Genomic DNA, 14,164 nt, shown 5'->3' with positions numbered 1-14,164 from the left:
AAGAGATTGCAACAATCGTTTGCAATCATTGATTGCATTGGAAGATTTTTACAAGCCGCCCCGGCTTTTCAGACTGCGGTCAGGCGATAGATCAGCACGGCCTCGCCTTTCATCGGCGGCAGAGGCAGGCCGCTGCGGATCAGCCAGCTTCCGGCAATCTCCCGCGCCTCGCCCTGTTCGGGCTCCACGCGATAGGTCTGTGCGGGGTCGAGCATCGGCAGGCGCAGATGCGGCGCATGGCGCCAGCTGGTCGGCGCGGTGCGGGTGACATGCAGCAGCAGATCGTGCCACCCGCCATGGGCCTGCCACAGCACATGGTCACCGGCCTCGCCCTGCCACACATGGCCCTGATGGAACTGCCCACGCAGCCTCTTGTAGCGCGCAATGGCTTCGGCCAGCTCCTCGCGATCGGCCTGATCCAGCTGGCGCACATCCAGTTCGACGCCGAAATGACCGGGCAAGGCCACGCCGCTGCGAAAGTCCATCGCCTGCATCCGCCCGGTGGAATGGGCGGGGCAGGCACCGACATGGCTGCCCATCAACTCGGGCGGCATAAAGCGCAGAAAGCCGCGCTGGATGCTCACCCGGCTGACGGCATCGATGCAGTCGCTGGTCCAGAAACGATGGCTCTGCGCGACGATCCCGGCGTCGATCCGCCCGCCACCGCCCGCGCAGCTTTCGATCTCCACCGCCGGAAAGGCGGCGCGCAGCCAGGCCATCAGCTCATAGGTGCCCAGCACCTGCGCGCGATAGGAGGCACGGTTGCCCGCGTGAGTCAGATCGCGGTTATGATCCCATTTCAGATAGGCGATGGGCAGTTCGCGCAGCAGCAGGGCGATGGCGCCGAAGAGATAGGTCCGCACCTGAGGCAGGCTCATATCCAGCACCAGCTGGTTGCGCGCCGTGAGCAGGGGGCGGCCATCGACATGCAACGCCCATTCGGGATGCGCGCGATAGAGGCCGCTGTCCGGATTGACCATTTCCGGCTCGACCCAGAGCCCGAACTCCATGCCCAGCCCTGTGACGTGATGGGCCAGAGGCGCCAGCCCCTGCGGATATTTCACCGGATCGGGCCACCAGTCACCCAGGCTGGAGGTGTCGTCATCGCGCCCCGCGAACCAGCCATCGTCCAGCACGAAGCGCTCGATCCCCAGATCGGCGGCGGCATCGGCCAGCTCTTTCAGGGCATCGAGATCATGGTCGAAATAGAAGCCTTCCCAGGTGTTGAGATGCACCTTACGCGGGCTCATGGCGCCGCCCGGCCAGAGGATGCGGGTGCGGATCGCGCGATGGAAAGCCTGACTGACGCCATCCATCCCCTGCGCCGAAACGGTGGCCAGAACCTCGGGCGTGGTGATGCTGTCGCCCGGGTTCAGGCGCAGTTCCCCGGGAGCGAGCCCCTCGCCCAGCAGCCATTGGCGGCGGCCATCGTCGAGCCAGTCGATCGACTGGATGTGATTGCCACTCCACGCCAGCTGCGCGCCATAGGCGGTGCCATCGGCGCATTGGACGAGCGCTCCGGGAAAGCTGTCATGGCTGGTGAGCCCCCGCCGGTTCTCCCGCCGCCAGCCGGAGCGGGAGAGTGTGTCTTCCACACCCACGAATTCGCTGTTGTGCCGCCCGGTGTAGGAGAGCACGCTGTGTGCCTCGGGCGGCAAAGGCAGGCAGGCGGAGGCCAGCCAGCTGACATCCAGCACCGCCTTGCCCGTGTTGGTCAGCGTGGTGGAGAGGGTCAGCACATCGCTTTCCGGATCGAGCCGCGCCGTGATGGCAATGGCCAGATCGGCCACGGCATCGATCAGCTCGAAGCGCAGCGTGTCCTGCGCCAGAGTCTCGATGCTGCAGCGGGTCGCGGCATGGGTCCAGTCCAGCCCGGCGCGATGCGCGGCCAGAGCGGGCGCGCCAAACCACCCCATGCCCACGCCCGGAAACAGGCTGAGCGGCACATCGTGATGCAGCGAGAAGCTGGGCTCGGGCCGCTCATGACGCAGCGGGGCAGGCGGCACCACGCCATCGGGCAGGCGCGGGCCCCAATAGCGCCAGAGCGGAGCCTCATGGACACGGACTTCCCAGATGGCGGTGCAGGCAGGCGAATGCAGAATGGCCCAGGTGCTGCTCATGCCGGGATGATCCCCTCGCGCGGGCTTTTGACGCGCAGCATGGTCACCGCCGCGCAGAGCAGCAGCACACCGGCAGCATCAATGGCAAGGCGCGGGTCTCCACCCAGCAGATGGTGGTAGATCCAGCCGAAGCTCAAGGCATTAAGGATCATCGGCAGCACGATCATCATGTTGAAAATGCCCATATAGACGCCGGTGCGCTCGGGCGGGATCGATCCGGCCAGAATGACATAGGGGTTGCCCATGATGCTGGCCCAGCCCAGCCCCAGCCCGAAAGCGGGGATCATCAGCGCCAGATGCTGCCCCAGTTCCGGCATGGCCAGCGCATGGAACAGGGCTGGCGCCGCCCCCTGTGCCGGGCCAACCTGAGGCAGGCACATAAGGCTGAGCCCGCACAGTGCAAGGCAGCCCATATGCACCCTTGCCGCCCCCAGCCTGCGGGCCACCGGCACCATGGCAAAGGCCGCGACAAAGCCGATCAGATTGTAGAAGGCGCCCAGCTGCTGGGTGGTGAGCACGGCGTCTCGGAAGGCGCCGCTGGTCTTGTCAGAGGTGGCAAAGGCGGTGCGCCCGATGGAGAGCGCGCCATAGGCCCAGTAAATCGCGAAAGCATACCACTGGAACAGGCTCATCCAGGCCATCTGGCGCATGGCGCGCGGCATGGTGAGGATCGCATCCCGGATTTCCGCCAGCGTCGCAGCGGCGGAGCGGGGGGCGGCGGCGATGCGCGCCTGCTCCTCCTGGGTGATCGGCAGTTCGGGCACGCGCAGCACCGACCACAGGATGGTGCTGATCGACAGCACCGCGCCGATGATGAAGCTGACATGGGTGATGGTGGGAATGTTATGCGCATCCACCGCATTGCGGTCGAAGCCCAGCCAATAGACCAGAATGGAGGGCGTGAGAAAGGCGAGGCATTGCGCCAGCCCGGTAAAGGCGCTCTGGCTGAGGAAGCCGATGGCATGCTGGTCGCCGTTCAGACGGTCCGAAACATAGGCGCGATAGGGCTCCATGGTGATGTTGTTGCCCGCATCCAGCAGCCACAGCAGGCTGGCCGCCATCAGGATGCTGGTCGAATGCGGCATGGCAAACAGGCCGAGCGAGCACATCACCGCACCGATCAGGAAATAGGGTGTACGCCGCCCGAGCCGTGTCGAGGTGCGGTCTGACAGGGCGCCGATCAGCGGCTGGATCAGCAGGCCGGTCATCGGCCCGGCCAGTTGCAGCACGGGCAGGGTCGATTCATCCGCGCCGAGCCAGGAGTAGATCGGCACCATATTGCCCTGCTGCAGGCCGAAGCTGAACTGCAGGCCAAGGAAACCCAGATTCATCTCGATGATGCGCAGTAGGGACAGGCGCGGCTTGGTGGGTGCTGCGGTGGCGTGCAGAATGACAGACAGATCGCCGGCAGAAATGGTTTGGCCCATGGTTTTCTCTCTCCCCGCGTCAGCCCGGGCACTTGCGTTACAATGCGTGCCTGCGTTTTCCGTCGCCGTGAAGAGCCTCTGTAATCGGCTCAAGGCGAGAATGCAACAATCGATTGCATAACCATGACTGTCGAGGAGGTGGCGGCTACGATCCCCCTTCTGCCCTAATCCGATCCGAGAAAGTGCGACCAGAAAGGTGAGAGGCGGCTTTCCGTGGGATTTCTGCCGCGAAACAGGTCCGCCACCTGCTTGCGCAGCCAGATCACCGCAGGATCGGCGTGCCCCCGCCGGTGCCAGAACTGCTTGAGCTCCACAGGAGCGACATGGAACGGCAGCGGCAGGATCTTCAGCTTCAGCACCTTGGCATAGATCGTCCCCACCGAGCGCGGCACCACGGCGATCATGTCGGACTGGGCCACCAGCAGCGGCACGCTCATGAAATGGGGCGATTGCAAGCGGATGCGGCGCTGATAGCCCAGCTCCTGAATGCGGTGTTCGAAACGCTCCTGACTGCGCCCCGGTTGCCGCACCACGATGTGATCGGCGGCGAGATATTGATCCAGCGTCAGGCCATCGCCGATGGTGGGGTGGCCATCGCGCACGAGGCAGACAAATTCGTGATCGAACAGCGTCTGCTCGAACAGGCTGGTGGTATCGATGTCGATCAGATGGCCGATCGCAAGGTCGATGGTGCCCGCCGTCAGCGCCCGCAGCAGCTCATCTGGCCCCAGATCGACCGATTGCAGCGAAACGCCCGGCGCCAATGCCGCACAAGAGGCCACCAGATCCGGCATGAAGGACAGGCCGCCCAGATCGGACATGTTGATCACGAAACAGCGCTCGGACAGCGCGGGATCGAAGTGCCCGGCAGACACGATATCCTTGCGCAGCGTGCCCATCATCTGCTGAACGGGGGCACGCAATTGCTCGGCCAGCGCGGTGGGCACCATGGCGCCGCCTTGCCGGAAAAACAGCTCATCCCCGAAATGCTCGCGCAGGCGACGCAGCGCGAGGCTGACCCCGGGCTGGCTCAGCCCAAGCACCCGCGCGGCGCCGGAGACGGAACCCTCGGCAAAGATGGCGTCCAGCACGCGCAGCAGATTGAGGTCGAGCATCATTTCCATCACTTATACAGATCATAAAAAGATAGCGCGATGATTATAATGCTTGCCGCTGTTATTCTGCGGCCACGGCAGAGCTGCGGGACCATGCCCAGACCTGAAGGGTCCGCAGCCAGCACGAGGCAATCAGGGCCACAACGGCCTGATCGGGAGATGAGACGTGACCACCACCGTCCAGAACATTGGCGCCCAGACCATTGGCGCCCAACCCACCGGCGCGAAAACCGAGGCTTCGCCAGCCCCCGCCCCCTGGCCGCGCAACGCCTGGTATGTGGCAGCAACGCCCGACGAGGTGGCCGACAAGCCGCTCGGGCGGAAGATCTGCGGGCATCGCATGGTCTTCTTCCGTCCCGAGTCGGGCGGGGTTGTGGCGCTTGAGGATTTCTGCCCTCACCGGGGCGCGCCGCTGTCGCTTGGTTTTCTGCGCGGCGATACGCTGGTCTGCGGCTACCACGGCCTTGCGGTGGGTTGCCGGGGCAAGGCCGACAACATGCCCGGCCAGCGCGTGCAGAATTTCCCCGCGGTGCGCCAGTTTCCGGTCATCGAACGCTATGGCTTCATCTGGGTGTGGCCGGGCGATCCCGAGCAGGCCTCGCCCGAGAAGCTCCATCACCTCGAATGGGCCGACAGCGACGAATGGGCCTATGGCGGCGGCCGTTATCATATCCAATGCGACTATCGGCTGATGGTCGACAATCTGATGGACCTCACCCATGAAACCTATGTCCATGCCTCCAGCATCGGGCAGAAGGAGATCGACGAGGCGCCGGTCAAGACCCGCGTCGAGGGGCAGGAGGTCATCACCAGCCGCATGATGGACGGGATCAAGGCCCCGCCCTTCTGGCGCATGGCGCTGAAAGGCGCCGGCCTGCCCGAGGATGCCACGGTGGACCGCTGGCAGATCTGCCGCTTCAACCTGCCCAGCCATGTGATGATCGAGGTGGGCGTGGCGCTGGAAGGCAAGGGCGGTTACGAGGCGGACCGCTCGCAGAAGGCGTCGAGCATCGTGGTCGATTTCATCACCCCGGAAACCGAGACCTCGCATCACTATTTCTGGGGCATGGCGCGCCAGTTCGCGGTGGAGGATGCCGCGCTGACCGACACGATCCGTGAAGGTCAGGGCAAGATCTTCGGCGAGGACCTCGATATGCTGGAGCGCCAGCAGCAGAATCTGCTGGATTATCCCGAGCGCCAGCTGCTCAAGCTGAACATCGATGCCGGGGGGGCGCGCTCGCGGCTGGTGATCAACCGCGCCATAGCCGAGGAGCAGGGCGCGGCGGTGCCTGCCGAATAGCGCCACGCAGGGCCCCAAGCTCAGGCGGCGCCGCGCTTCCACGCCGCGCCGCCTGAAGGCTTATGCTGCAGGCACGATGCCCTGACTGACCGCGAAACCGGTGAAGAGCTGAGGCCAGGCCGAAGCGGTCATGCTGGCCGGAAGCCGCACGCCGAAACCATGGCCGCCTGCCGAGAAAATATGCAGCTCCGCCGGGCGTTGCAGCGCCTGAAGCGCGCTGTAGCAGCTAATGCTGTTGGCCGGCGGCACCAGCCCGTCATCCCCGGCATGCACGAAGAAACAGGGCGGTGTCCGGGCGTCCACCCGCTGGTCGACGGAATATTGACGGCGCAGCGCCTCCGCGGAATCAGGACCCAGCAGCGCATCGCGTGAACCGGCATGGGTGAAAGGCGCCGACAGGCTGATCACCGGGTAGACCAGCCCGGCCAGATCGGGCCGCGCGGATTGACGGTCGGCCTCGTCCACCGGCGCATAGACCTGCTCGGCGTGGCGCGTCGCCAGCGATCCGGCCAGATGTCCGCCCGCCGAAAAGCCGATGATCGCAACGCGATTGGGCTGAATGCCGAAATGCTCTGCCTGAGCGCGGATCAGCCGCATGGCGCGCTGGGCATCCTGCAACGGCACATCCTCGCGCTTCGCCCAGCCCTCGCCCGGCAGGCGGTAGAGCAGGATGAAAGCGGTGATGCCCCGCGCGTTGAGCCAGCGGGCCTGGCTCACACCCTCATTGTCATAGGACAGGAATTGATAGCCGCCACCCGGCATCAGCAGCACCGCGCTGCCATTGGGGCGTTGCGGACGGTAGACGATCAGCCGGGGCTGAGTGATGCCCGTGATGAAGCGATCGGGATGCGCCGGGTCTTTCGACTGATCCGCCGCTTTCTCGACCAGCGGGGCGGGGGCCGGGCCGCCCGGCGGCGTGCCGGGCCAGAGCCTCAGCTCCTCCGGGGCTCCAGCATCATGGGGCCCATCATGAGCCGAAGCGGAGGCCGCCAGCGCCGGGCTCGCCAGAGCGGGTGCTGCCAGCGCGCCCGCCGCAAGGGTCAGCACGTCACGTCGACTGGTCGTCATGGTCATCCTTTCACGGCTGCTCGGCCAGCGCGAAGATCCGCTGCGCCTCGGTCCATTTCTCGCCCGCCGCCGCCGAGGGGATGGGGCGCTGCATGGTGCCCATCAGGGCTTCCCATGCCTGCACATCGGGATCGGCGGCATCGGCCTGCGCCTTGGCCAGGGGATCGAAGCCCGGCCCGGTTTCCATCAGCATCACCAGCCTTGTGCCGCTGCGGTAGATTTCCATGGCGGTGATATCCGCCGCCCGGATGCTGCGCGCGATGGCGGGTGGCAGGGCATCTGCGGCATGCCACGCCTCATAACGCGCGATGGCTTCGGGGTCATCCACCAGATCGAGCAGCAGGATATGACGCTGCGTGTCAGCCATCGGTGCTCATCTCCATCATCCTGCGAGACCTTATGGCCCGCTTTCCCCCGCGACCCAAGTCTTGAGCCTGAGTGCGCGGGGGAAGCATCACCGATCAGAAGGCGACCTTGAGGATGCCGCTGATCTGACGGTCGGCCAGGATCGAGTCACGCGGGCGCGTGGTGATGCCCGCATAGGTCTGGCGCAGCGAGTCCGACAGATTCACCGCATTGACGGTCAGCGAGACATGCGGCGTCACATTGTAGGTAATGGACGCATCAAGCTGGCCATAAGGCTTGTCGAAGATCGGCAGATTGCCGGTGCCATTGCCTGCAGTGGTCACCAGATACTTGCTGCGCCAGTTATAGGCGACGCGGGCGGAAATCTTGCCCTTCTCGTAAATGCCGACAAGATTGTAATTATACTTGGAGAGCAGCTCCAGCGGCACCTGGATCGCCGGACCGCTGACCGCCGGCCCGGGCGCCTGCGAAGACACCAGCGTGAAATTCGCCTGCATGCCAAGGCCGCTCAACAGGCCCGGCAGGAAGTCGAAGAACTGCTGATAGGCAACCTCCATACCTTCCACATTGGCGTTGCCGACATTGCTGTAGGAGGTGACATTGTAGGTGGCATTCACGCCATCGGCGAAGGTCACATTGCGCTCGCTGATGCCGGTCTGCACATAGTCCTTGATGTGCTTGTAGAAGCCCGCGACCGACAGCGAACCGGTATGCGAGAAATACCATTCAAGCGAGAGGTCCAGATTGGTGGACTTCATCGGCTTGAGATAAGGATTGCCGCCGGTGGTATCATGCTCCTGATTGATCTGGGCCGTGCCCGGCTCGGTGATCGACAGGCTGGGATTGAGCTGATCGAAGGTCGGACGGAAGATGTTCTGCGAGGCCGCGAAACGCAGCTGCACCTTATCATTGAGATGCGCGCGCAGATTGAGGCTTGGCAGCACCGAAGTGTAGCTGTTGCCATAGGAGATCATGCTGTAGCTGGTGTCACCCGTGGCCTGCGTGCCATCCGAAGCGGTGGTCAGATTGGTCTGCTGATAGGCGCCAAACACCGATTCCCGCGTGTTCACCACGCGCAGGCCGATGTTGCCGTCCACGGGCAGCGGCAGCTTGTCGAAGTTGAAGAAGGCAGTGATGTAGCCCGCATAGGTCTTCTGGCTCTGGCCGTTCGCACCATAGGGGCTGTAGCTGGGCGCCGAGGTGATGCCCAGCTCGTTCCGCGTGGCGTTGTAATCAAGGATCGTCGAGCGCGAGAAGAACTGCGCATTGCCGAAAAGATTGGCCTGGCCACGGAAGAAGTTGCTGAGGTCGACCGTACCGAGATCGGTGGGGTTCCCCGTCAGGCCGAAATAGCGATAGCCGGTGTCATTGCCGTAATTGTTCTGGTCGGAGAAGCGGAAACCGCCCTTGATCGACTTCAGGAATCCATCGTCAAACTTGTATTCCGCATCGATGCGCGCCGCTTTTTCAGAAGCAGTCGCATAGTTCAGATCGTCGAGATAATAGCCGTTGCTGTAGGTCGCGGCATTGGTCAGCCCGGCTGCCGACTGGATCTGGATCGAAGGCAGATTGCCCGAGAGATTCTGGGTCAGCGTGGTGGCCGTGCCGTTCAGCCCCACGATCGAGCGCAGATCGTCGGTCCGGGCCGAAACATATTGGAAGTCGCCAATCACCGTCAGCCTCGGGGTCACCGACCACTTCGCGTTCAGCGAGTAATCCGTGGTGCGCGAATGGCGCGTATCAAGGCTGGTGTTGGCGCCGATCGGCACATTCTGGAATGCGCCGCTCACGAAATCGCCGTTCGAGGCGAAGCTGAAGGGCGCGCCCGGCAGCGGCGTGATCGAGGCGCCGCTGGTGTAGGCAAAGAAGCTGTAATCGTCGAAACGGAACTTGTAGTCGTTGCGGAACAGCTCGCCGGTCAGCTCCAGCGTGGGGCTGGGGCGCCACTGAATCGAGATGTCCGTGCCGAAGCGCTTGCGGTCGCCATAGACCTCGCCGATGCCCGCACCATGGGGCAGCGTGGTGGTCTGGCCGGTGCGGCCCAGCGCGGCCAGCGTGGCGGCATCGGTGGCGCTGGTCGGATCGAGCGTGTAGAAAGGCTCGGTCGAGATCGTGTCCTGACGGAAGGCCGTGCGCTGATAGGAGACGCTGGCCAGAATGCCGATCTCGCCAATGCCGGTGTCCCAGCGGTCGCTGATCATCACGGAACCCGAAGGCTCCGCAGTTCTGGTGAGGTCGTAATAGGAGCCGGTCGCCGTGGCAGCGAATTTGAAGCCCTTGAAATCGAAGGGCTTGCGCGTGCGCAGATTGATGGTGCCGCTCAGCTGGTTCTCGATCAGATCCGCCGAGGGGTTCTTGTAGACGTCAACCCCGGCCAGCAGCTCGGAGGGCACATCCTCAAGGCTGAGCGTGCCCGCCACGCCGGTGGAGGTGCCCGCGGTGAAGATATCGCGGCCATTCAGCTCGGTGCGGGCCTGAGTCAGGCCGCGGATCGCCACCGTGCTGCCTTCGCCGTAATTGCGCTGCACCTGAATGCCGGGAATGCGCTGAAGCGCTTCGGCGATGTTGTGATCGGGCAGCTTGCCGATGTCTTCCGCCACGATCGAATCGATGATCTGCGGCGCCATGCGTTTGATGGTTTCCGCCGAACGGAGACTGGAGCGCACACCTGTGACAACGATGTCAGCCGCGCTGCCAGAAGAGGCCGACGCGGTCTGAGCCTGTCCTTCTCCCGCAGGTGCAGCGGCCTGCTGCGCCAGAGCCGGCGCGATACCGGCGGCCAGAACGCCAAGCGAGCAGCCCAGCACATAGCGATACGAAATCATGGTTGCCTTCCTTCACCCGATCGACGCCCAGACAGGCGCCTCGCCCCAAGGCAGAGGTTGCAGCACAGACGGAAGGCATGGCCGCATCGGCTCCGCCCCCCTTTACCCTGAACCCACCCCATTCTTACCTCGGGCTTGGCGACCCCTTATCATTAGTAAGACAATTATCAAATTTAAAAGTGATGTTCAGATACAATTTTCCTGATTCCTTGAATCCCCCGCCAAAGCCCCCTACCCAGACAGGCGAAACCCCACGCGGCCCCCACACGGGAGGTGCAGACCCCACGCGGGAGGCGCAGAAAGGCGGACATGTCGGAAGAGAAGAAATATCGCGCCCCGGCCCTGGAAAAGGGGCTGGAAATCCTGGAACTGCTGGCGCCTTCTGCTGTCCCCATGGCCACTTCGGAGATTTCGGCAGCGCTGGGCCGCTCGATCAGCGAGATCTTCCGCATGATTCAGGTGCTGGAAGACCATGGCTATATCTGCCGCTCAGGCGAGGGCTATCGGGTGACCAACCGGCTCTTCGCGCTGGGCATGGCGCAGCCGCCGATCCGCGATCTGCTGAGCCAGGCCGTGCCCGCCATGCATGAGCTGGCCAATTTCACCCGCCAGAGCTGCCATCTGGCCATGGCCTCGGGCGCCGAGATGGTGGTGGTGGCCAATGTCGAGGCGCCCGGCCTGCTGGGCTTTGCCGTGCGGATGGGCTATCGGCGGCCGCTGATCCATTCGGCATCGGGCCATATGCTGATGGCCTTCCAGTCCGACACGATGCGCGAGGACAGCATGCGCGCCACCGAGACGGCCCATCTGCCCTTCAGCCGCAAGGAGCTGCTCGCCCGGCTCGACGCGGTGCGCGCGCAGGGCACCATCACCATGCCCAGCCCGATGCTGACCGCCATCACCGATGTGTCCGCGCCGATCCTGCGCAATGGCAAGGCGCTGGCGGCGCTGACCATTCCCTTCGTCGACGGGCCGGGCGCGACAGTCAGCATGGAGGAGACCACCGCCGCGCTGATCCGCTGCGTCCATGCAATTTCGCAGGCGGTTTCAGACCCCGTTTGAGGCGGGCAGACTTTCCGCATCCTGCAGCGCTGGACTTGCCGGGGAGCAACCTCCCCGGCGGGCAGGCATGCTATGGAGATTCAACGCTTCAGCGCCTTTTGTCGGCTGGAGACTCTATGGCACTCTCACCTAGATAGGTCGTCCCCGGCGCCGGCCATGGCGCCCCGGCAGATGGACGTGCCCCCGTGACAATTTCCCGGATATCCTGCGTGATCCCCGCCACCTGCCCCCGGCCCAAGGGAGCCGCGTGATGCTGGGGCTGGTCCTGACCATCGCCCTCTGGGCCGCTCTGCTGAGTGCCTATTATCGGCGCCATGCCCATCATCGCTCGCGCGCACCGCAAGGGATGAAAGCAGGCCGGCTCCGCTGAAAGGACAGTGCCATGAACCGCCGCGATCTTAAGCACCGGCTGGTGGGCGCTGCCTTTATGGCCGGGGCCTGTGCCAGCACCCTGATCCATCGCGATGTCTGGCGAGCACATGCCTCCGGCCCGGCGACGGTGCTGGAGGGCGCTCTGGGCATGCTGACCTTCTTTCTGGGGAGTCTGGGCCTGCTGTTGCTGATCGGCGGATGCCGCCTGCGCGATGGCTGGAAGCATGATGGCCAGCAGGCTGCAAGGCGGCGTGAACGCTTTGCCTCATCCCCTGCCAAACCGCTCGATCCCGAAGCTGAGCATCGCCGCATCATGGCCGATGCGGTTCATGCCATGGCGTTTGCAGGCGCGCGGGCCTCGATGGCGACCTTTCTAGTGATGCGGGCCCGTCAGGCAGCCTTGCTCAACAGGGCCAAGGACATCACATGATTGCGTGCATGATGGATGGTGTGAGGGACAGGCAAAGGGCGCAATGCGCGGCGATCCCCTATCGGATGACTCAGGATGGCCGGGTTGAGGTCCTGCTCGTCACCTCACGCGGGAAGGGACACTGGATTCTGCCCAAGGGCCATGTGAAACCGGGCAAGAGTGCCGCCATCTCGGCTCAGGAAGAGGTCTATGAGGAGGCCGGAGCTTGCGGCTCCATCCATCAGACCCTGCATGCTGCCGCGCGTGATCCACGCGGCAGCCATGCTCCGATGCAGATCTTCACGCTGCAAGTGGACAGGCTGGCCATCACCTGGCCGGAGATGTTTCAACGCAAACGCCGATGGGTCAGCCTGCGGCAGGCCATGCGTACCATCCGGAAAGCTTACGAAAAACAGGCGCTGGAAATCTTTGCCGCCCATATGATGCCGCTGGCCTGAGCCCCATCCGCCCGGTGGAGGCGCAGACCATGCCGCGCCTCGCTTGTCTCAACGTGCCGGATCGGGCGTTTCGCGGAAGGCGTCGGTGGCCATCGGCAGATAGTCATGGCTCAGCACCATCCATGTATCGAGCCTCTCGCGCAGCTCGATCTCCACGGCTTTGTAATCGGGCTTTCCGGCCAGATTGGTCAGCTCATAAGGATCGTTCTGGAGGTCATAGAGTTCGAAAATCGGCCTTGGGCGCTGGAAATAGAGCCTTTCATACAGCGCGGGCAGCTTCCCGGCCTGATGCGCCTGCACAATGGCTTTCCATGGGCCCAACGCGCGTTCCTCATCCTTGCGGGCGATGGCGGGCAGCACCTCATGCTTGCCGATCTCGCTGGTGTCCTGCGCGGGATCGAGAAAACGCCCGCCCTGATCGACGGGCGAATAGGGCTGGCCGGGCTGCGCATTGTAGATCAGCTTGTAACGCCGCCCGGTGATCGCGCGCTGGTAATCCACGCCTTCCGACACGGTCAGCGAGCCGGGATGCACCCCTCTTTCGGTAAAGACATAATCATGGCCGGGCAGATTGGCGCCACGCAGGATCGGCACCAGGCTGATGCCCTCCATGCGGGCGTCGGGCTTGAGATGAGCGGCCTCCACGAAGGTCTCGGCCAGATCGATGTTGCTGACCAGCGCGTCGCTGCGCGATCCCGGCTTTACCACGCCCGGCCAGCGGATGATCAGCGGCACATGGTTGCCACGCTCATAGAGCGTGCCCTTGCCGCGATACATGGACTCGCCATTGTCGCCCATAAAGACGATGATGGTGTTCCGGTCCAGGCCGCGCGTTTTCAACATCGCCATGATCGCGCCGAACTGGCGGTCCATATTGCGCAGGTCGGAGAGGAGGTTGGCGTAATCCTCACGCACTTCGGGCAGATCGGGCCAGTCTTTCGGGATCGCCAGCTTGCCGGAATCGATGTCGCGGTGATCGGTGATGAAAGGCCGATGCGTCTGGTTGAAGCCGAAATAGAGGAAGAAGGGCTTGCCTTGCGGAATATGGTCGAAAGTCCTGTTCAGCCGCTCGACGATCTGCTCGGGCGGATTGCCCTTGGTGCCAAAGGTGTTCACATAATCGAACCGGTCCGACAGGCGGGTGATGCCGCTGTCGAGCAGGGCTTTCTTCACATGCGGTGGATCGCCTTCACGCCCGCCCAGATGGTGAATGCGCCCCTCCAGACCGACCCAATAGCCGCCATTGCGCAGAATATCGGAGAAATAGCGCACATCGAGGCCAGCCGGCTCGCCAAAGCGGGTGATGCCGATATCGACCGGATTGCGACCGGCAAAGATCGCCCCGCGTGATGGGGCGCATTGCGGGCTGGTGTCATAGGCGCGATCGAAACACATGCTCTGCGCGGCAAAGGCTTCGAAATTCGGGGTGATGCTGTTGCGCTTCATATCGGCATCGGCGTGGCAGCCATCATGCGGCGCGCTGTTGTCGTCCGAAAGGATCAGGATGATGTTGGGCGGCGCGCTCTGGGCCACCTCCAGCGCGGGCGGCGGCGCGGCGGCATACCCTGCCCCCGGCAGCGCCACACCCATCAGCGCCAGAGCAGACAATCCGCGCTTGATCATGCTTCTCATCAGGCATGCT

At 64.0% G+C, this 14,164-nt stretch carries 11 protein-coding genes; 4 read left to right on the top strand and 7 right to left on the bottom strand.

Translation table 11 applies throughout. The annotated features are described in order from the left end of the window. Window positions 1-68: 68 nt before the first annotated feature. The 3 genes from HGK27_RS23955 to HGK27_RS23945 all read right to left on the bottom strand — a co-directional run bounded on the left by HGK27_RS23955 (window position 69) and on the right by HGK27_RS23945 (window position 4,671). Window positions 69-2,120 carry an alpha-galactosidase gene (locus HGK27_RS23955; protein ID WP_206245384.1) on the bottom strand — a complete coding sequence of 684 codons (2,052 nt, stop codon included), beginning with the start codon at window positions 2,118-2,120 and terminating at the stop codon, window positions 69-71. Continuing rightward, window positions 2,117-3,451, bottom strand: coding sequence for an MFS transporter (locus HGK27_RS23950; RefSeq protein WP_206245527.1), 1,335 nt, complete (start codon window positions 3,449-3,451; stop codon window positions 2,117-2,119). The genes HGK27_RS23955 and HGK27_RS23950 overlap by 4 nt, the downstream gene beginning before the upstream one ends. Before the next feature lie 260 nt (window positions 3,452-3,711). Then, complete coding sequence (locus tag HGK27_RS23945) at window positions 3,712-4,671, bottom strand: LysR family transcriptional regulator (RefSeq protein WP_241127849.1); 960 nt, start codon at window positions 4,669-4,671, stop codon at window positions 3,712-3,714. A 193-nt stretch (window positions 4,672-4,864) separates the two neighbouring features. Here HGK27_RS23945 and HGK27_RS23940 point away from each other — a divergent pair, with 193 nt between their 5' ends. Beyond that, a complete protein-coding gene (locus HGK27_RS23940; RefSeq protein WP_206245526.1) occupies window positions 4,865-5,962 on the top strand; it encodes an aromatic ring-hydroxylating oxygenase subunit alpha in 1,098 nt (365 codons plus the stop codon). 60 nt (window positions 5,963-6,022) lie between these two features. On the opposite strand, the gene HGK27_RS23935 is transcribed toward HGK27_RS23940, so the two are convergent. The 3 genes from HGK27_RS23935 to HGK27_RS23925 form a co-directional block, all read right to left on the bottom strand. Next, entirely contained in the window at window positions 6,023-7,030 is a 1,008-nt protein-coding gene (locus HGK27_RS23935) for an alpha/beta hydrolase (protein WP_206245382.1), read from the bottom strand. A gap of 10 nt (window positions 7,031-7,040) precedes the next feature. Further along, the gene (locus HGK27_RS23930; RefSeq protein ID WP_206245381.1) at window positions 7,041-7,397 is read right to left on the bottom strand and encodes an L-rhamnose mutarotase; all 357 of its coding nucleotides are present in this window, start codon (window positions 7,395-7,397) and stop codon (window positions 7,041-7,043) included. Window positions 7,398-7,491: 94 nt separating this feature from the next. Further along, entirely contained in the window at window positions 7,492-10,221 is a 2,730-nt protein-coding gene (locus tag HGK27_RS23925; RefSeq protein WP_206245380.1) for a TonB-dependent receptor, read from the bottom strand. A 309-nt stretch (window positions 10,222-10,530) separates the two neighbouring features. On the opposite strand from HGK27_RS23925, the gene HGK27_RS23920 reads away from it, so the two are divergent. The 3 genes from HGK27_RS23920 (at window position 10,531) to HGK27_RS23910 (ending at window position 12,522) form a co-directional block, all read left to right on the top strand. After that, window positions 10,531-11,283 (top strand): IclR family transcriptional regulator, encoded by a 753-nt coding sequence (locus HGK27_RS23920; protein WP_206245379.1) that lies wholly within the window; start codon window positions 10,531-10,533, stop codon window positions 11,281-11,283. Between the two features lie 382 nt (window positions 11,284-11,665). Then, the gene (locus tag HGK27_RS23915) at window positions 11,666-12,085 is read left to right on the top strand and encodes a hypothetical protein (RefSeq protein ID WP_206245378.1); all 420 of its coding nucleotides are present in this window, start codon (window positions 11,666-11,668) and stop codon (window positions 12,083-12,085) included. A gap of 8 nt (window positions 12,086-12,093) precedes the next feature. Further along, entirely contained in the window at window positions 12,094-12,522 is a 429-nt protein-coding gene (locus HGK27_RS23910; RefSeq protein ID WP_206245377.1) for an NUDIX hydrolase, read from the top strand. 48 nt (window positions 12,523-12,570) lie between these two features. Here the strand turns inward: HGK27_RS23910 and HGK27_RS23905 are convergent, their stop codons facing one another. Beyond that, entirely contained in the window at window positions 12,571-14,154 is a 1,584-nt protein-coding gene (locus tag HGK27_RS23905; RefSeq protein WP_206245376.1) for a sulfatase family protein, read from the bottom strand. Between the last annotated feature and the right edge of the window lie 10 nt (window positions 14,155-14,164).

Source organism: Novosphingobium terrae, from assembly GCF_017163935.1.
GTDB lineage: Bacteria > Pseudomonadota > Alphaproteobacteria > Sphingomonadales > Sphingomonadaceae > Novosphingobium > Novosphingobium terrae.
The sequence above is the reverse complement of the archived record's forward strand: the minus strand, read 5'-3'. Positions and strand labels throughout refer to the sequence as shown.

Bases quoted from the DNA above. Each gene is read 5' to 3' on its own strand.
- HGK27_RS23930 (WP_206245381.1), bottom strand. From the start codon at position 7,397: ATGGCTGACACGCAGCGTCATATCCTGCTGCTCGATCTGGTGGATGAC.
- HGK27_RS23920 (WP_206245379.1), top strand. From the start codon at position 10,531: ATGTCGGAAGAGAAGAAATATCGCGCCCCGGCCCTGGAAAAGGGGCTG.
- HGK27_RS23945 (WP_241127849.1), bottom strand. From the start codon at position 4,671: ATGGAAATGATGCTCGACCTCAATCTGCTGCGCGTGCTGGACGCCATC.
- HGK27_RS23955 (WP_206245384.1), bottom strand. From the start codon at position 2,120: ATGAGCAGCACCTGGGCCATTCTGCATTCGCCTGCCTGCACCGCCATC.
- HGK27_RS23950 (WP_206245527.1), bottom strand. From the start codon at position 3,451: ATGAATCTGGGTTTCCTTGGCCTGCAGTTCAGCTTCGGCCTGCAGCAG.
- HGK27_RS23935 (WP_206245382.1), bottom strand. From the start codon at position 7,030: ATGACGACCAGTCGACGTGACGTGCTGACCCTTGCGGCGGGCGCGCTG.
- HGK27_RS23910 (WP_206245377.1), top strand. From the start codon at position 12,094: ATGATGGATGGTGTGAGGGACAGGCAAAGGGCGCAATGCGCGGCGATC.
- HGK27_RS23925 (WP_206245380.1), bottom strand. From the start codon at position 10,221: ATGATTTCGTATCGCTATGTGCTGGGCTGCTCGCTTGGCGTTCTGGCC.
- HGK27_RS23915 (WP_206245378.1), top strand. From the start codon at position 11,666: ATGAACCGCCGCGATCTTAAGCACCGGCTGGTGGGCGCTGCCTTTATG.
- HGK27_RS23905 (WP_206245376.1), bottom strand. From the start codon at position 14,154: ATGAGAAGCATGATCAAGCGCGGATTGTCTGCTCTGGCGCTGATGGGT.